The 18052-nt window shown below is 45.8% G+C and carries 19 protein-coding genes; 13 read left to right on the top strand and 6 right to left on the bottom strand.

Going from position 1 to position 18052, the window contains the following annotated elements; translation table 11 throughout:
* From gspG to nudE, 10 genes are read left to right on the top strand one after another with little or no spacing between them, the layout of a single operon-like run.
* Positions 1-486 (top strand): type II secretion system major pseudopilin GspG, encoded by a 486-nt coding sequence (gene gspG / locus H7708_RS10255; protein WP_223670687.1) that lies wholly within the window; start codon positions 1-3, stop codon positions 484-486.
* Complete coding sequence (gene gspH / locus H7708_RS10260) at positions 455-1114, top strand: type II secretion system minor pseudopilin GspH (protein ID WP_223670688.1); 660 nt, start codon at positions 455-457, stop codon at positions 1112-1114. The genes gspG and gspH overlap by 32 nt, the downstream gene beginning before the upstream one ends.
* Positions 1107-1505: a type II secretion system minor pseudopilin GspI gene (gene gspI, locus H7708_RS10265; protein ID WP_223670689.1), complete on the top strand. Its 399-nt coding sequence runs from the start codon at positions 1107-1109 to the stop codon at positions 1503-1505. The genes gspH and gspI overlap by 8 nt, the downstream gene beginning before the upstream one ends.
* Positions 1502-2209, top strand: a complete 708-nt coding sequence (gene gspJ, locus H7708_RS10270) for a type II secretion system minor pseudopilin GspJ (RefSeq protein WP_223670690.1) — start codon at positions 1502-1504, stop codon at positions 2207-2209. The genes gspI and gspJ overlap by 4 nt, the downstream gene beginning before the upstream one ends.
* A gap of 5 nt (positions 2210-2214) precedes the next feature.
* Entirely contained in the window at positions 2215-3267 is a 1053-nt protein-coding gene (gspK, locus tag H7708_RS10275) for a type II secretion system minor pseudopilin GspK (RefSeq protein ID WP_223670691.1), read from the top strand.
* Between the two features lie 3 nt (positions 3268-3270).
* Positions 3271-4497: a type II secretion system protein GspL gene (gene gspL / locus H7708_RS10280; protein ID WP_223670692.1), complete on the top strand. Its 1227-nt coding sequence runs from the start codon at positions 3271-3273 to the stop codon at positions 4495-4497.
* Entirely contained in the window at positions 4494-4976 is a 483-nt protein-coding gene (gspM, locus tag H7708_RS10285) for a type II secretion system protein GspM (RefSeq protein ID WP_223670693.1), read from the top strand. The genes gspL and gspM overlap by 4 nt, the downstream gene beginning before the upstream one ends.
* A 19-nt stretch (positions 4977-4995) precedes the next feature.
* Positions 4996-5748: a type II secretion system protein N gene (gene gspN / locus H7708_RS10290; RefSeq protein ID WP_223670694.1), complete on the top strand. Its 753-nt coding sequence runs from the start codon at positions 4996-4998 to the stop codon at positions 5746-5748.
* Positions 5727-6401, top strand: coding sequence for a GMP/IMP nucleotidase (gene yrfG, locus H7708_RS10295; RefSeq protein ID WP_223670695.1), 675 nt, complete (start codon positions 5727-5729; stop codon positions 6399-6401). Before gspN ends, yrfG begins: the two co-directional genes overlap by 22 nt.
* 4 nt (positions 6402-6405) lie before the next feature.
* On the top strand, positions 6406-6966 hold the full coding sequence (nudE, locus tag H7708_RS10300) for an ADP compounds hydrolase NudE (RefSeq protein ID WP_223670696.1): 561 nt from the start codon (positions 6406-6408) through the stop codon (positions 6964-6966).
* A 20-nt stretch (positions 6967-6986) separates the two neighbouring features.
* On the opposite strand, the gene H7708_RS10305 is transcribed toward nudE, so the two are convergent.
* The 6 genes from H7708_RS10305 to gpmI all read right to left on the bottom strand — a co-directional run bounded on the left by H7708_RS10305 (position 6987) and on the right by gpmI (position 14846).
* A complete protein-coding gene (locus H7708_RS10305; RefSeq protein WP_223670697.1) occupies positions 6987-7487 on the bottom strand; it encodes a hypothetical protein in 501 nt (166 codons plus the stop codon).
* Between the two features lie 21 nt (positions 7488-7508).
* On the bottom strand, positions 7509-9113 hold the full coding sequence (locus H7708_RS10310; RefSeq protein ID WP_223670698.1) for a carboxypeptidase-like regulatory domain-containing protein: 1605 nt from the start codon (positions 9111-9113) through the stop codon (positions 7509-7511).
* Between the two features lie 27 nt (positions 9114-9140).
* Complete coding sequence (locus tag H7708_RS10315) at positions 9141-10712, bottom strand: hypothetical protein (protein WP_223670699.1); 1572 nt, start codon at positions 10710-10712, stop codon at positions 9141-9143.
* Positions 10713-10796: 84 nt separating this feature from the next.
* Positions 10797-12077, bottom strand: a complete 1281-nt coding sequence (locus H7708_RS10320) for a S41 family peptidase (protein ID WP_223670700.1) — start codon at positions 12075-12077, stop codon at positions 10797-10799.
* A gap of 53 nt (positions 12078-12130) precedes the next feature.
* Entirely contained in the window at positions 12131-13297 is a 1167-nt protein-coding gene (locus H7708_RS10325; protein WP_223670701.1) for a murein hydrolase activator EnvC family protein, read from the bottom strand.
* 16 nt (positions 13298-13313) lie between these two features.
* Positions 13314-14846 carry a 2,3-bisphosphoglycerate-independent phosphoglycerate mutase gene (gene gpmI / locus H7708_RS10330; protein WP_223670702.1) on the bottom strand — a complete coding sequence of 511 codons (1533 nt, stop codon included), beginning with the start codon at positions 14844-14846 and terminating at the stop codon, positions 13314-13316.
* A 155-nt stretch (positions 14847-15001) separates the two neighbouring features.
* On the opposite strand from gpmI, the gene H7708_RS10335 reads away from it, so the two are divergent.
* The 3 genes from H7708_RS10335 to H7708_RS10345 all read left to right on the top strand — a co-directional run bounded on the left by H7708_RS10335 (position 15002) and on the right by H7708_RS10345 (position 17713).
* On the top strand, positions 15002-16237 hold the full coding sequence (locus tag H7708_RS10335) for a DUF4124 domain-containing protein (protein ID WP_223670703.1): 1236 nt from the start codon (positions 15002-15004) through the stop codon (positions 16235-16237).
* 103 nt (positions 16238-16340) lie between these two features.
* The gene (locus H7708_RS10340) at positions 16341-17249 is read left to right on the top strand and encodes an SPFH domain-containing protein (protein WP_223670704.1); all 909 of its coding nucleotides are present in this window, start codon (positions 16341-16343) and stop codon (positions 17247-17249) included.
* 8 nt (positions 17250-17257) lie between these two features.
* The gene (locus tag H7708_RS10345) at positions 17258-17713 is read left to right on the top strand and encodes an NfeD family protein (RefSeq protein WP_223670705.1); all 456 of its coding nucleotides are present in this window, start codon (positions 17258-17260) and stop codon (positions 17711-17713) included.
* Positions 17714-18052 lie beyond the last annotated feature (339 nt).

The following is an 18052-nucleotide window of genomic DNA, read 5'->3' on the forward strand; positions in this document are numbered from 1 at the left end:
ATGAAACATTTTAAGAAATACAAGATGCATAAGCGCGTAAAAGGTTTCACTTTAACGGAAATTCTGATTGCATTAGCGATTGTTGCGATTATGGGCACGGTTGTAACTTTGAGCTTGATCGGTAACGTTAACAAAGCCAATTTGGAGAAACTGAAAGGTGATATCAATACCCTTAAAACAGCGTTAACGAGTTATAAGGTTGATAATGGTACTTACCCGACTACTGAGCAAGGGTTGGAAGCTTTAATTCGTCGCCCAACCAGTGAACCGGTACCACAGAATTATCCAAGCAGCGGTTATCTTGGTTCGTCGGCGGTGCCTAAAGATCCTTGGAAACGTAATTATATTTATATTTACCCTGGTCGCCATGGTGATTTTGATTTATACACATTGGGTAATGATGGGCGAGAAGGTGGCGAAGGTGAGAACATGGATATTGGAACTTGGAATTTACATGAAGCCAATTTCAATACAGAGAACCAGTAATTTAAACTCCCCCACATCAGCACGACAGGCGGGCTTCACTCTGCTTGAAGTGCTGATAGCGATGACCATTGCTGCGCTGATGATTTCTGTAGCAACCATTGCATTCGGTGATAACGAACTTTCTAAGTTAAAAACAAAATCGCGTCAGTTGTATGGGCTGCTGCAGATAGCTCAGGAAGAGTCGATTATTCGGGGGATTGAGCTGGGGATCAGGATCGAGCCCGATAGCTATTCATTTATGGTCTACAATGGCGGCAAGTGGCAACCGTTGGAAGACCACCGTTTACTTAAAGCGGTTCAGTTAGAAGAGCCGGTATACACTTATATCAATGTAGAGGGGCAGGAATCCCTCCTCGAAAATGAAGAACCGGATGAAGATGACGCTTCACGAGGTCGAGGTGGGTCAGAGCAGGAGGAAAAAAAGAAAACTCCGGAGACGCCTCAAATTTATATGCTCTCCAGCGGCGAGACCAATGAGTTCGTGGTAACTATGGGGATCGAGCGGGACGAGCCTGTTTTCTACCGCATTACCGGCGATTACGTTGGCAATATTGAATTGTCCGGCGCCCTTCAGGGGCATTACAGTCATGACTGGGACAAAGACTTAGAAGATGAGGACGATGAATAAGTTAAACCGTCGACAGCGTGGTTTAAGCTTACTGGAGCTACTGATTGCTCTGGCCGTGTTCTCGATCTTTATTCTACCAATGTTATCCGGACTTTTTTCATCCAGCGTGATTGCATTGGGTAATTCAAAAGATAAAACGCTGGCTAATTTTGTAGCGCAGAATCATTTTGCTGAATTACAGCTGGATGACGACTGGCCATCGATTGGTAAGAAGCAGGGAGAAACTGAATATGCTGGCCGCACTTGGGAATGGGAACAAAATGTCGTTGGTACTGAAGTAGAAGATATGCGCCGGGTAACTGTCTCCGTGTTATACGGTGAAGAGGGCGTCTATACTATGACCGGCTTTGTTGGCAAAAAAACTGATAAGCGGAGTCCGGCGAGACGATGAAAACGCTGTTGAAACGACAGAAAGGTTTCACCTTAACTGAAATACTGATTGCGTTGGCGATATTCAGTATGGTGGTAGCCGGAGCCTTGCAGGTTTTTAATTTTGTGCAGATTACGTCCGAGTCAGCGGATAAACAGATCGAACGACTGCGGGAAGTGCAGCTGGCATTTCGACAGTTAGAAGAAGATATTCGCTATATGGTGCCACGTGAACGCCGTAACGTATTTGGCGACAGGGCTCCATTGCTCAAAGCGGAATCTGAAGCGGCTAATAGTTATATCGAATTTACTCGGGGCGCCTGGCGCAACCCGGCGAAACTCAAACGAAGTAGTTTACAACACGTTAAGTATGAATTTCTGGATGATCGGCTTGTGCGCCATCATTGGCTTTATGTCGATAGTGCGCGTGATGGGCAGGAATTGACTAGAGACATATTAACGCAGGTAGACGATTTTGAAATGGAGTTTTTAATTGACGAGACCTGGAAAAAAGATTGGCTGGTTGATGGTGGTGAGCGGCTGGCATTACCGGAAGCAATAAAAGTTACCACAGTGCTTAAAGACTATGGTGAGCTACACCGAGTGTTTCCGATGCCACGTTATGACATGGCTGCTGAGGGTGAGCCCGAGAGAGAAGATCCGACGTCTGGAGGAACCCGTAATAATGGAAGAAGGCGTGATGATAGAGGGGGCGGTAGACGTTAAGTATTATGACAAGCTTCCAACGAAATCGAGGCGTTGCCCTGATCACAATATTAGTGATTTTTTCCGTGTTGAGTATTATGGCGATACAGATTTTGAATAGTCAGCAGATGCAGGTTCAGCGCACGGCCAACATCATCAACGGCTCGCGTGCTTACCAGTATATGTATGGCGCGGAAGTATTTGCTACCAGCCAGCTTTCGAGCTATTTTGAAGAAAGCAAAGCAGAAAGAGTGCATCGCCTACAGCCCTGGTCACAAACGGGGCTGGCCTTTGAGATTGAGCAGGGGCTGGGGCAGTTACAAGGTTCGATCAAGGACATGCACAGCTGTTTTAATGTGAATAGCGTTATTATGGAGCAGCTATCCGCGGGAGGTGATGAAGGACGTCAGATAGGAGGCAATAACCGACAGCCATCGGGTAATAACAAAAAGGCTAACGATGGCTCGGAAGGTAGTGGCATGCCGGGAGTCGACCTGTTTGCAAAACTGATTGAGCCACATCTGGAAGATAACTCGGTATCGCCACAGGCATTGGCGGTGGCGACAAAAGACTGGATTGATGAGGATCAGGAGCCGACGGGGATTGATGGTGCAGAAGACTATACTTATACCGGCCTAAAAGTACCTTATCGCACTGCCGATACCTTAATGGCGCATACCAGTGAGTTACTGGTGGTTAAAGGCTTTACTCCGGAAATATATGATGCGATCAAGGATTTAATTTGTGTCTTACCGACGACAGACGGCACGATAAATGTTAACACGGTAAAACCAGAGCAGGCTGAGTTGGTATGGATGCTATTAGACGATGTCGATTTATCGCAAGTTAGGCAAGCACTAGAGAGTTTACCGGAAGAAGGTTACGATGAGGCTAGTTTCTTCGAAGCATTGGGGAGTGGTAAAGTATCAGAACAGGGGCAAGGCCGTCTGGTATACGATAGTCGCTATATGCTGTTAACAGCCGAAGCGAGAGTTAATACAGGTAAAGCTGTGGTGCGATCACTGATGTTAAAACAAGAGAGTGAATTCCATGTGGTTGCGCGGCATATTGGAGAATAAATAATGAAGCAACGGTTATTTATAAGAGTCAGCAGTGACGAGAAGTCGTTACAATGGGGGCGTTTGTCTGCTGAGGAAGGTCAAGAGTCGGCAGGTTTTTCTGAGCAGGGACAGTTTTTGGTCGAGGATGCTGAAACTTTGGGGGAAGTGGTTGCGGAGGAGCAGATCATATTAATGTTACCTGCTCATCGCATCAAGTGCTTCAACGTTGAACCTCCAACAAAGAACCGAAAGCACCTGGAAAAAGCCATCCCATATCAGTTAGAAGAACAAATCATTGATAATGTGGACAGTCAGCACTTTGCTTTAGGTTCGTTTGATGAGCAGGGGCGTATTGCTGTTAATGTGGTGGATAAAGAATATTTACGGCAGCTACTGGACTTGTTAAAAGAGGCGGAGGTAGAGCCGGATGTCGTGGTATCTGAAGCTGCCTGTTTACCGTATTTTAAAGACTCCTGGACTGCTGTGCTGGATGAGCAGGTTCTGGTGCGTCAGGAACCAAACGTGTTCTGGTCCGCAGATAAACAACTGGTTAAAGATTTGCTACAGCTCGAACTGCAAAGTGATGAGTTAACCGTGTCGCAGGCTATCCGTATCTATTCTAAACAACATCAGCAACTCGACTTAGACGGCGTGCCCGGTTTAGCCACGCAGCAAGAGCCGATTGAGCAGGTTTTCTTATGCCTGGCGCAAAACTTTAGCAACGATGGCGTTAACCTTTTACAGCAAGAGTTTGCTTCACAAAAGAAAACGCAGCGTAATTATGGCGTATGGAAGTTACCGGCTATTGCAGTGTCAGTGTTATTGCTGCTAGGGATTATCTATGTGATCAGCAACATCGTTTACCTCAACCATCAACTGACAAGCCTCGAAGAAAAGACGTTATTTGAAACACAAAAAATATACCCCAGCCTGCCTTTAACAACTGCTCGAATTCAAATTAATAACAGCTATCGAAATGTGGGTGGAGATGAAGGCAGTAGCAGTAGTTTTGCTGGCCTGATGGATCAGTCTATAAAAGCGATTAATACACGGGACATTAAATTTGCTCAATTAGAGTATATCGCCAGTCGGGGACAATTAAGCATGGATGTGACTGCCGAAAGCTATGAGGTCTTGACGCAGTCGCAACGCAATCTTGAAAGCTCGGGCTTAAAAGTTGACATGCGGAATGCTTCTGAAAATGGCGGTGTCTGGACCGCAAGAATTTCTGTGGAGTTAAACCAATGAGTAGTATAAAAGCTTGGTATAGTGGTTTAAATCAACGTGAACGCAGTATGGTTACGGTACTGGGTATTATGATGATCATTTTAATCTTGTTCATCGCCGTTGTAATGCCGCTACGCACTTATCTTAGCGACTTAAATCAATCGGTAGCAACCGCAAAGGAAGACCTACCCATTATCGCTTCTAAGGTTCAGGCACTTCAGGCGCGTTCCGGTAGCAGCCAGGTAACAACTTCTCGCTCGTTAAACCAACTGATTACCACTAGCAGTAAGCGTTATAATTTGAAGTTTTCAAGAATTGAAGAGCGTAAGCGCAATGAAGAGATACAGGTTCGTTTGGACGATGTCGAGTTTGACCAATTATTGCGTTGGGCGGCGCAGTTAGAACAGCAACAGGGATTGGTCATCGACACGTTGCGCGTATCGGATACTGGCACTATTGGAATGGTGGATGCTTCAATTAAATTTATAAAATCATCATAGTTTCACAAGTATAAAATTTATGAAAAAAATTATTATAGGGGCTGCCCTGGCCCTTATTCTTTTTCTACTGATATTCGTTTATATCGCTCCAGCGAAAACCATAACAGGAATGGTCACTGACCGAGTACCGGGATTACAGCTGATCAACGTCGAGGGTTCGCTATGGTCTACTCAGGTGGGGCGACTGAATTTCCGGCAGCTGTCGCTACAAAATATTCAATTGGATACGCATCTGCTCAGTCTGCTGGTGGGAACGCTAAGCTCGTCGATTACAGTTACCGATCCAAACATACAGTTTTCCTCCGACGTAGAACTCGAAGAGGGACGCTACAGGATTGAGAACGGCCAGTATCGAGTTGATACGGCCTATGTCACCTCTTTGATGAACTTGCCCGTGGAAGGGGTATCCGGTGCTGTGGAAGGGTTCATTAAGCAGTTTGAAATGTCGGAACAATCCTTGCTGTCGCTGGAGGCCGAGGGGCAGTGGCGAGATGCGGTAATACAATACACCAATAATGAATTAACGATAGGAACTCTGCACTTTCAGTTATCCAAGGTCAATGAGCGTGAAAATACGGCTCGAATTGAGATTATTGAGAATCAGGGCGTACTTGATCTAAAAGGAACTATTGAAGTCTCGCTGGACAAGCGATTTAATGTAAAATTACATACAACAACTGATTTACCCCAGCACCTTAAAACCTGGGTGTCCCGTTGGGGAAGAACCGAAGGCGAGCGGGTATATCTCGAATGGCAAGGGCGACTACCTTAACTGAGCAAGACTGGAGTAGTATTGATGCTATCCTGCTGGATATGGATGGCACTTTGCTTGACTTATCTTTTGATAATCATTTTTGGCAGACGGCTGTACCTGAAATTTATGCTGAAAAGAAAGGGATTAGTCTGGACGCCTCGCGTCAGTTTCTAGGTCAATGCTATGATGAGTTTAGCGGCACCTTAAACTGGTACTGCACCGATTTCTGGTCAGAAAAATTAGGTATCGACATTATCCAGCATAAGTCAGAAATGGCACACCAGATTGCATTACGTCCTGGTACAAAAGAATTTCTGGAGAGTGTGGCATCGTTACAAAAACGAATTGTTCTGGTGACCAATGCTCACCCGGAAACACTACGGGTCAAGCTAGAGCAAACGGCTCTCGACCAGTATTTTGACGAGCTGTATTCGTCCCATCAATTTAAGCAACCTAAGGAGTCTTCGTTGTTCTGGCAACAGCTGGAACAAGCATTAAAGGTTTCTCTGAAGCGGTGCTTATTTGTTGATGACACTGAAGCCGTTTTAATACGGGCGCAACAATCCGGTGTTAAATTTGTGGTAAGAGTAGAGCAGCCTGATATGTCTAAGCCGGCGAAAAAAAACTCTAGCTTTAACAGTGTGAACCAACTAACCGAGCTACTACAATAAAATTATGTCCTCACAATTGCCAAAAATTAAAAAGCACAAAATTATTGCTCAAACCCGAATCTTTGCTGTAGAAGAATTAGAATTAGAATTCTCGAATGGGGTTTATCGTATCTATGAGCGTTTAAAAGCAGGTAAGCACGGTGCGGTAATGATTATTCCCGTGCTGGATGACGAAACTCTACTGTTAATCAAGGAATATGCTGCCGGTATGGAGCGCTATGAGCTGGCTTTTCCCAAAGGATTGATTGATCCGGGTGAAACTGCCATTGAGGCCGCTAACCGGGAGCTGCAAGAAGAGGTGGGGTATGCAGCTGATAAGTTAACAGATCTTCGTCGGATCACTCTGGCGCCAGGTTATTTAAGTCACCAAATGGATATTGTGGTTGCTGAGTCGCTTTACCCCAGTAAGCTGGAAGGTGATGAACCGGAACCTATTGAGGTTGTGCCTTGGAAAATATCTGATCTTGATGCTTTGTTAGAAATAGAAGAGTTTAGTGAGGCACGAAGTATTGCTGCAATCTATTTGCTTAAGCAGTTTTTGGACAAACAAAAAGCCGCTGAATAACAGCGGCTTAGTCAACCGTATTAACGTTCTTCTGCGGGCATTGAGATAATCTTTTCACCTCTTTCGTCCGTAGTCAAAGTACCGTTCTTTTTAAGATATGACTCAACGGGTTTATCGCCTGCAATAATACGAATGGCGAATGGTTTTTTATGCGACTGTTGTGCATCTTCTGCGACCACGGTAATTAAGTGGATACCTTCTGTCATTGGCGTGACACTAAAGCGGTGGCTGCTGCCTGAGCTCGCTTTTTGCATTGATAGCTGACTATTGCCGTGCAGTACCAATTGTTTGCTTGTCTTTAGCTTAGCTTGTGAGGGGACCGTTTCTCCTTTAAATGTAATGTTGATATCCACAGTTTCACCCACCGCCACGCGCTCTTTAGAAACGCTGTAATCCATCTCGACTTTTGCCGAAGGTTTGCCAGGGCTTTTGTACTCTTGTTCGATTGCACTTTTGGCAATGGTCTGGCTGCTGAAAAAAGCGAATGTCGTCGCTAATAATATTGTGAATGCATATTTCATGGTTTCTTCCTCTACAATCAATTAATTCTGTGTAAACTCGGCATCAAAACATGCGGCAACAGCTGTGTTTTCCGTTGACGCTAATACTGGAACGTCGGCAACGTAAGTGCCAGAGTCAAGATTAGTGGTGATGACGACGTCAGCGGTACCTCCTGCATTATCAAAGGCGACGAGTTGTCCTCGGTTAAAAATATAGGCATCAATGTCCTGAGAGCCTTGAGGGCTCAACCGCAGAGTGTAACTTCCAGTGGCTGATACATTCAGACGTAAAAACTTTCTATTGCCGAGTTTATTGCCATCATCACCAAATGTCGTGATGGTACACAGCTCTCGCATATCGCCGGGGTTAAACGTCTGATAGACTGGCTGCACGCTGGGCTCGCCTTCATCGTCGGTTTCGCTGGAGCCCCAGATATCAACATTGGTTTGGATATTTTGTCCCATCAGCAATTCATCCAGCGCTGCCGAGTCTCCTGAATGATTGTTTTTAAGGTAAGTCATAAAGCTAAAAATGCTGGTAAAGGCTTCCGTGTTTTTCTGCTCACCGGTCAATACGTCATAAATGGCATTCAGGCCAAGACTCGCCAAGTCATCATTAGCGCCATCATAAATGTCGTACAGGATAGACTGAACGGAACCTTCGCTGAACCAGCCTGGATTCGATACAGAGTCATTTTCAACATTAATAGAGAAGCCACTGGCCTGGTCACTACCAAACGAGTCGCGGTAGAAAGGGTCGTCTGTGATAATGCCCGACCAGGCATTACCGAAACCTTCACCAAAAGCAACGCGCATATCAAGACGATCGCCGCCGCCATGAGAGCCGCCGATACTATCTGAGCGGGCATTATTATCTTCGAAGTAGTGTCCCCATTCGTGGATGATGACGTGGCCATCATATTCATCGGTATCGGTATCTTCTGCACCCAGAAGAAATATTTTCCCACCCTGGTAAAAAGAGGTGGTGATGCGCCCGGTTGATGTGTCTCCAGACTCAGGGATATTGTTTGGGCTCCAGTTAATTTCAAGCGGCGATAGCTGTATATCGGCGTCAACGGTTTGTAGCTTGTCGATAATTTCGTAGGTGCGATCGAGAATATGAAAAGGTGCTGCCGCGCGAGTGCCTGTGTAAGAGCTACCGCCCCAGCCAGAAGCGGCATTTAAGTCACGGGTAATACTGGTTGAAGAACCGGTATCGAAACTATCGGAATCGAGCACATATAAGGCTCCGCCATTGGTATTGTCGACCACTTCAACGTCCCAGGCTGGCGTTCCCGTTTTCTTAAGTTCCGCTCTGACACGGACACGGTAGCTTGCTCCGGTTTCCCCTTCCAGCGAATAATTACCGGAGGCGTCACTGTTTGTAGAGTCAATAACGTTGCTACCACTTAGCAGCTGAACCGTGGCTCCACGTATGGGAGCTTGTGTGGTGCCGTTATAGTTCAGACCATTAGTGCTGTTGTTATGAGGCACATTATCGTAAGTTAATTTGCCTGAGATAGTAGCAGGATCTCCACTCCCCGATGCTGGTGGAGTCGAGGTTGATGAATCATTATCGCTACCACCGCCGCAGGCGTATAATAGTACGCTGAAAGCTGTCAGCAATATTAACTTTGTAGTACTCATATAATCTCCTTGAAGGAATTTGCTGCACTAATTCATAGTGAATTCAGCATCAAAACAAGTTGCCATTACGCTGGTACCCGCTTCATCGTAGGCGATGGTGTCTGCAATACTGATGCCTTGCGGTAAATCTACTGTCAGAATCACTGGTTCAATACCTGGTGCTTCGTCTTTGGCAATTTCTTCGCCTTTGTTTAGTATATACCCATCGATATCGTTATTACGTGAAGGCGTTAAAGTCAACGTATAACTGCCAGCAGAGGGTGCGTTTAGCTTTAAAAATCGATGGTTAGCCAACTTATTCCAGTCGGCTCCCTGTGACGTACTGGTACAAACGCGTTGCATATCGCCAGGCTGCATGTCTAGATAAAGTGGCAACGCTTCAGCAACAGTGCCATCATTTGTGGCATTACTTCCCCAGATATCAACATCTGACGTGATGCTTTGCGCTTCCAGTAGTTTGCTGAAGTCATTGCTATACTCCGGGTGCTGCTCTTTCAGGTAAGTCATGAAGGAAAAAATGCTGGTGAAAGCGGGCGTTTCCTTCTGCTGACCTTGCAGCACTGCTAAAATCGGCTTTAAGCCTAGCTGAATAAAGTCTTGCCCATCTGTTGCTTCATCATAGATATCATATAACACAGATTGCACTGAACCTTCACTGAACCAGCCGGGATTGACAACGTTATTGTTTTCGATGGCAATGGAGAAGCCTGCTGCCTGATCAACATCGAAAGAGTCCTGGTAAATGGGCTTGTCGGTGATCATTGCCGACCAGGCATTACCGAAGCCTTCGCCAAAAGCGACCCGCATATCGAGATAGTCGCCGCCAGCGTGGGCGCCACCGATACTGTCGGAGCGTGCTAGATTATCTTCAAAGAAGTGACCCCATTCGTGAATAATGACGTGCTGATCGTATTCGTCGGTATCGACATTCTCGGCACCGAGCAGATAAATCTCGTTATTCTGATAATGGGAGGTAATAATTTTACCGGTTGCAAAGTCCTCGACCTGTGAAGATATATTATTTGGACTCCAGTTAACCGTTAGAGCCGGGAGCTTGACATTATCCACAGCTTTCAACTTCACGATGATATCGTACACTTTATCCAGAATGTGGAACGGTGCAGCGCTACGCGTATTGGCATAGCCTTTACCTTCAACCCAGCCGGAGCTGGCGTGAAGATCTTTATTCAAAGACTCTCTGTTGACTTTGAAGACATCGGTCATCATCGTGTATAACGCCTTATCATTGGTGTTATCGACGACCTTAACCTGCCACTCATGCTCATCACCATCGTCAGTACCATTCACTGATTCAGCCCGAACGCGGATCTGGACAAAAGTGTCCATTTTTTTCAGGAATTTGTACTGTCCGAGTTCGTCCGTAATGTCGGTATCGATGACCTGACCATCTTCGAGCAGTTCGACCGGAACGCCGCGAACTGGTGCATCAAAAGATTTTGTGTATTCGAGTCCGTGAGACAGGTCGCTGTGGGGAACCTTTTCGTAGGTTACCGTCCCTTTAATTTCAGCATTCGGTATATCGCAGCCAGCTATGAGCAGCAGAGCCGCAATTGCGCAAAGTGTTCTCCAAGAATTCATTATCTACCCCAGTTTATTATGCTCTTCGAAGAGTTAACTGAGTCAGTCTAATATAAGAACTGGGGCGGATCGAGTTGCTGGGGTCTATTTTAGCTCATTTTTGATATGATTAATCGCGGTCATTACTTGATTATCGTCGTGATAATCTTGATTTTCCGTGCTTTTTGGCTCGTCAGACTTTTTTGTATCACTTTGTATTTTTGCGTTATCTTTATCGCTTAAGGACTCAAAGGCGACTTCAATATCTGGCGTAATACCTGAGTCCTGAATAGAACGGTCGTTCGGTGTGTAGTAGAGGGAAGTCGTTAGTTTTATTGCATTACCGCCGTGAATGGGAAGGATGGTTTGTACCATTGCCTTGCCGAAGGACTGGCTACCAATGATGGTGGCGCGCTTATGATCCTGTAACGCTCCTGCGACAATTTCTGAGGCTGAGGCTGAGCGGTTGTTGATTAAGACGGCTAGTGGTTTGCCTCGCAGAATATCCCCGGAGGTGGCGTTATGGACTTCGTTATTCTCTTCCCGACGCCCCTTAGTTTTAACGATAACGCCATCGTTCAAAAAGAGATCGCTCACTTCGGTGGCACCATCGAGCAGGCCACCCGGGTTGGTTCTCAGGTCCAGAATTAAGCCGGATAATGGTTTTTTATTTAAATATTCCATATTGCTGATGGCCTGGCTGAGATCATTCGCTGTTCTTAATTGAAATTCGGTAATGCGTGCAAAACCGATGTTATCTTCGAGTAACTGATAGTTCACGCTGGTGGTGTGAATAATTTGTCGCGTAATCAGGACCTTTTTCTCTTCATCATCCTTGTTAATGTAAGTTAGTCTGACCTTGCTGCCGGGGCTACCGCGCATCAGTTCCGAGCCTTCTTCGGCTGGCAATCCTGCCGTAGGGATATCGTTGATATGCGTGATTAAGTCACCTGGCTTTAACCCAGAGTGCTCAGCAGGGGAGTCCTTAAAGACGCTGATGACTTCAATACCATCGTCGATATGATTGGCTTCAATGCCGATACCCGCGTAATCGCCTGTTGCGCTTTCCTGTAGCGCAGCAAATTGTTCGGCCGTTAGGTAGGTTGAATAAGGATCAAGGTTACTCAACATGCCGCGAATGGCAGCATCGAGAATTTCTTTGTCGGTTAACTCTTTGACGTAAGACTTTTTGATTTGTGCATAAGCATCTGCCAATGCCGCCAGCTCATCCAAGGGTAATGTTTCGACAGTATCCGAGGTTCCTGACTCTTTTTCCTGGATAGCCTGCTCATCTAATGGCTGCTCTTTGACGGGATGATCAGCGGACGCAGTGCCGTGTACGACCAGGCTCAGCAGTAATGTCATTAAAGCTAATGGTTTTATCATTGGTTTACGTCCTTCTCTTATCCCATCTTCTCTAGTATTGGTATTGGGCTGGATTAACGGATCCAGGCAACCGGGTTCTGTGGCCGGCCTTTGTAGCGGATCTCGAAGTATAGTCCCGGTTGACCGCTGCCACCACTCCCCCCGGAGGTGGCAACAGGTTCACCAGCTTCAACCCAATCACCTGGTGACTTGAGCAAGCTTTGGTTTTGTCCATATAATGACAAGTAACCTTTACCGTGATCTACAATAACTACTAAGCCATATCCGCGCAACCAGTCTGCGAAAACAACTTGCCCGTGGTGGATGGCATGAACTGAATCACCTTCTTGGGCCCCAATTAAAATACCATTCCACTTCAAGCGTTTACCAAGTTTGTTACTACCGTAACGATGGATGATAGAGCCGCTTGCCGGCCATTGTAATTTTTTCTTAAATTTTCCGAGGCCCGTTAATGACTGTTTTGGCGCAAACTGTCGTAATGCTTTTTCAATGGATTTAATGACTTTGGCTAACTCTTGCTCATCTTTGCGCAGTTTTTCTAAACGGGAGTTTTGATTACTGTAGCTGCGTTTTAGTTTATTCAGGGCAATCTGCTGTTCTTTTTTTAATGTGGACTGTTTCTGCTGCTGTGTTTCCTGCGCTTCCTTTAAGTCGGACAACGTTACCAGCGTAGTTTGAATATCCTGCTCAATAACAGTCAGTCGTTGTAACGTTTGTTGCAGTTCTTTGATATCGTCAATGCGAGCCTGATTGAGGTAGCGATAGTATTCCAGCATTCTGGAAACTTTGGTCGGATCTTCCTGGTTGAGCAATAGTTTCACATACTCCTGACGCCCAGCGATGTAGGCACTTCTTAACTGTGATGCCAGGCGTTGACGCTGCTTTTCACGTAAGCTGGTTTTTTCGCGTTGCTCCACTTCGAGTTGTTTCAGCTTGTCGTTAGCCTGAGTAATTTGCTGTCTGGTCGTTCTGAGTTTTGCGCTGGCTTCAGCCAGCTTTTTATCGATGTGCCGAATATTTTGTTGTGCCTTACTTTGTCGGGCTAAGTTGGTTCTCAATGTTTCCTGAATATCAGCAATCGTCGACTTCAGTATTTTGAGTTCCTTTTCCGCCTGAGCTTTATTCTGTGCGGCAGTTGCAGAAACCGTAACAAGTAAGAGCAGGGTGATAGCCACCAAGAATAGCGCTTGGTGTCGGCTCGTTCGGCTTGGTGGCATCATACGGGATAACAATGGATTACAGCTTAAAAATAGGACGGCCAGTCATCTCTTCAGGAATGGGCAGATCCATCAGAGTTAATAGCGTTGGCGCCAAATCTGACAGCACGCCGTTTGTGACGACAGGTTCGGCTTTGCGCCCGATATATAATAATGGTACCGGCTCGCTGGTATGGGCGGTATGCGCCTGACCGGTGTCGGCATCGGCCATTTTCTCCGCGTTACCGTGATCGGCGGTAATCAGCGCTTCTCCACCCACTTTTTCCAGCGCTTCTACGATACGGCCGATACACTCGTCCAGCGCTTCAATGGCTTTGACGGTGGCTTCGAAGTTGCCGGTATGACCGACCATATCCGGGTTGGCAAAATTACAGATAATGGCATCGTACTGCTGCTCTTCAATCACTTTCACCAGATGATCGGTAACCAGTTTGGCATTCATCTCCGGCTGTAAATCATAGGTAGCCACATCAGGAGATGGGATCAGTTCACGATCTTCGCCTGTAAAAGGTGTTTCAACGCCACCATTAAAGAAAAAGGTTACATGAGCGTACTTTTCGGTTTCAGCAATACGTAATTGCTTTTTACCGAGCTTCATCAAATGCTCACCGAGTACGTTATCCATGCTGATTGGCGGATAAGCAATATTGGCATCAATATCTGAAGCGTATTGCGTCAGCATGACAAAATCGGAAAGCTGTGGGCGTTTACTGCGTTCAAAGCCATCAAAGTTGTCATTGGCAAAAGCTTTGCTGAGTTGACGTGCGCGGTCGGCACGATAATTCATGAAAATAACGCTGTCGCCATCTTCGATAGGAGCGTCCTCACCAACAATGGTTGGTTTGATAAATTCGTCATTCTCATCACGAGCGTAGGCTGCGTTGAGGGCATCGATACTATTATCAAAACGATAATCGGCTTTCGACTGGGTCAGCATATTGTAAGCCAGCTCGATGCGGTCCCAACGATTATCACGGTCCATGGCATAGTAACGGCCAACCATGGTTGCAAGGCGACCTACACCAACTTTCTCGCAAACCTTATCGAGCTTAACCAGACTCGCTTCGGCGCTACGTGGTGGCATATCGCGACCATCGAGGAAGGCATGAATATAAACCTTTTTCGCACCGCGCTGTTGGCAAAGCTTAATCGCAGCATGAATATGCTCTTCATGACTGTGAACGCCGCCGGGAGATAATAGCCCCATCAAGTGTACCGCTTTACCTTGAGAAACTGCTTTATCAATGGCACTAACGAATGCTTCACTGTTAAAAAAGTCGCCCGTCTCTATATCTTTACTGATACGCGTATAGTCTTGATAGACCACGCGACCAGCGCCGAGGTTAAGGTGACCAACTTCCGAATTACCCATTTGACCTTCGGGCAGGCCAACGTCCGTACCGGAACCAGAAATCAAAGTGTGACTGTATTGATCCCAGTACTTATCCCAGTTTGGTGTATTGGCTGCCATGATGGCGTTATCTTTTGGATCTTCGCTATATCCCCAACCATCGAGGATGATCAGGGCCACAGGTTTTGGGCTATTACTCATGAAATTTGATTAAAATGACAAACTTGGGCGCTATTGTATCGTGCCAGCCCTGGTGAGACCAGCCACTGCACCGGTTGTTTGTTATCTGAGCCACATTAAGTCACTGATTTTAACCGTTGTATCTGTATAATGGCCCAAAAAATAAAAGGATTTTTATGAAAACAATATTCTACATTATTTGTATCAACTTGATTTTCCTGTCTTACATCAAGTCGGCTCAAGCCGCTGACGAGATCTATCAATGCCGCTTGGCGGATGGCGCTACGGTTTTTCAGGATAAACCTTGCGATGATAACTCTGAACAAGAGAGCAAGGTTGATTTAGAAGCATTAGCCAAACGTTATCCCTCTGTTTCAAGAGCAGACACCTCATTCAATCGGCGTAATTTAGTCGTGAATGGCGATTTCGAGTCCGGTCTGGATGGCTGGAAACTAAAAGACACATCAAAGACGAGGGAGCAGAATAAAGTCTGGGTTTCTTCCGGTATACTGAAAATACAATCATGGATACCGGAAAAAACACGATTCATTCAGCGAATAGTTCTATTGCAATGTGTGCCGATTGGAAACGCGGCGAAGCTCACTCTGACTGCCAGGTTTAAGCAGATTTTTATGCCGGCCAGGGCAAGCGCAAACCGAATCAATGTTTACTGGATGAAACACGAGGACTGCGAAAACGGCGGTGAATTCGGCCATTATTTAGAGCCGAAAAAGAAACATGGCTGGCAGAAACTTGAAAGGCATCAGTTGATCCCCGCGTTACACTCGAAAGCGGCAATGATCGAAATTACGCAGTCGCCGCTATCAGCAGAGAACAAGGTGGCTTTATGGGAAAACATTGCGCTAGTTCCAACAAAAGCCTATAAGCAATCACTTTCAGCAAAGCCCTCATTGTCAAAACACACCTTACCAATCGGGATGAATTACATAAAAAACTCAAGTTTTCGTAAGGGCCTTGCAGGTTGGCGAGCCAGCTCGAATATGAACAAGTGGGTTAACGGGGCAATACAGACCACCATAAAATCGGATAGCGGCGGTTTAGGCTCGGGCGGATTCAGTCAATGTGTCAACGTTGGTGCAAATCGTTTCTTTGAACTGGGAGGTAAGGTTAAAGTGATGACTACAAAGCCTCGGACAAGTACCCGTCTCAGGCTCCGCTGGTATAGCGAAGTGAACTGTATGGGGCCTTCCAGAGCAGGGTACAAGAACGTTGATGCTGAGCTGGGACAAACAGGCTGGCAGGAGAAGAGTACTGAGATAAATGCACCAGAAGGGATTCGAAGTGCCAGAGTAAATACAACCATTGGTATTAATGATAAAGGCGTTGGAGTCGTTTATTGGGATGACATCTTTCTCAAGGCAGTACAGGAGGCTGGGCCTTCCGTCAGGTAGAGTAGCAAAGGTTAAGAATTAAAGTGTTGAATTTGTCTGGTAAAACATCATATATTGTTTCGCCACAATAATCGCATAACAAGTGTAAAAGAGGAATTTTCGAATGGAATTTATTATTGCTTTAGTTGCCCTGGTCGTTATCGGGATCTTTTTAGGGATCAAAACCGTGTCCCAGGGAAATCAATATACCGTGGAGCGTTTTGGTAAATATCGTAAGACGTTACCGCCTGGACTGCATGTCATTATTCCCATCATCGACCGCATTGGTGCTAAAGTGAATATGATGGAGCAGGTATTGGATATCCCTGCCCAGCAAGTGATCTCGCAAGATAACGCGACTGTTACTATCGACGCCGTATGTTTCTATCAGGTGGTTGATCCGGTAAAAGCGACGTATGAAGTCAACCAACTTCATCGTGCCATGCAAAATCTGGTGATGACCAATATCCGTACCGTACTGGGTAGTATGGACTTAGACTGGATGCTGTCGAAGCGTGATGAAATTAATGCAAGAATTTTAACCATCGTTGATGAAGCGACGAATCCGTGGGGCGTTAAAGTCACTCGTATCGAGATCAAAGATATTTTGCCACCGCGCGATCTGGTGGATGCCATGGCACAGCAGATGAAAGCGGAACGTTTAAAGCGTGCCCAGATTTTAGAAGCGGAAGGCAGTAAGCGTTCAGAAGTGCTCGAAGCTGAAGGTGAAAAACAGTCTCAGATTCTAAAAGCAGAAGGTGAGCGAGAAGCGTCTTTCCGTGAAGCCGAAGCGCGTGAGCGTCTGGCCGAAGCAGAAGCGAATGCAACCACCATGGTGTCGAAAGCGATCGCCGAAGGTAATGTGCAGGCGGTGAATTATTTTGTCGCGCAGAAATATGTTGAAGCGCTTGGTGAGATCGCAACGTCCGACAACCAGAAAGTATTGATGCTGCCGCTGGAAGCATCGTCAGTCATCGGTTCGGTTGCCGGAGTCGCTGAAATCGCAAAAGAAGCGTTCGGAAAGAATAGCTAGGAGGACCTATGGAGTTTTTCTCAGGACTCGAATACTGGCATTGGCTGGTACTCGGTTTACTGCTACTGATATTAGAAATGTTCGCGCCAGGCGCCATCCTGTTGTGGTTCGGCATCGCGGCATTGGTTGTTGGTAGCTTATTGTTACTCTTGGGGGAGCTCCTTTCCCTACAATGGCAATTACTGATCTTCTCCGTATTTTCAATCGTCAGTATCGTGATGTGGAAAAATTACAGTAAAAAAAGACAGCGTGAACATCCCGAAGAAGAAGGGTCATTAAATCAGCGTGGCAAATCATTAATTGGCCAAACTTTTACTTTGGCAACTGCGATTGAAGATGGTGTGGGCAAAGCCAAAGTCGGCGACACTTACTGGCGTGTTACTGGACCGGACTTACCGCAAGGCGCAAAAATTAAAGTCGTTGGGTTTGAGGGCGCGACATTAAGGGTTGAGAAGAGCAAATAACCAGGTAAGTCATATTTGCTTTATAGCAAGTAGTTATATGCCTAAAAAGGCTCTTGATACAAAGAGCCTTTTTTATTAGCATTTAGTGGAAGGATTGTTCTGGTTAAGTTAAATAACTCTGATAAGAAAAAACATTTAATATAAAAAATTATAAAAATTAAGGATGAGAAGGAATGAAAACAATATTATCTACTCTGATAATTTTCTCACTATGTAGTGGCAGACTAAACCCGAACACTCTTTTAAGTGGTAGTATTACCCTTAACAAAGAGGTGTTCAATGGTAAGAAGAAGACAACGTCGGTCATTCAGTCCGGAGTTTAAACGAGATGCTGCGAGT

It is taken from the genome of Kangiella shandongensis, assembly GCF_020005365.1.
Lineage (GTDB): Bacteria > Pseudomonadota > Gammaproteobacteria > Enterobacterales > Kangiellaceae > Kangiella > Kangiella shandongensis.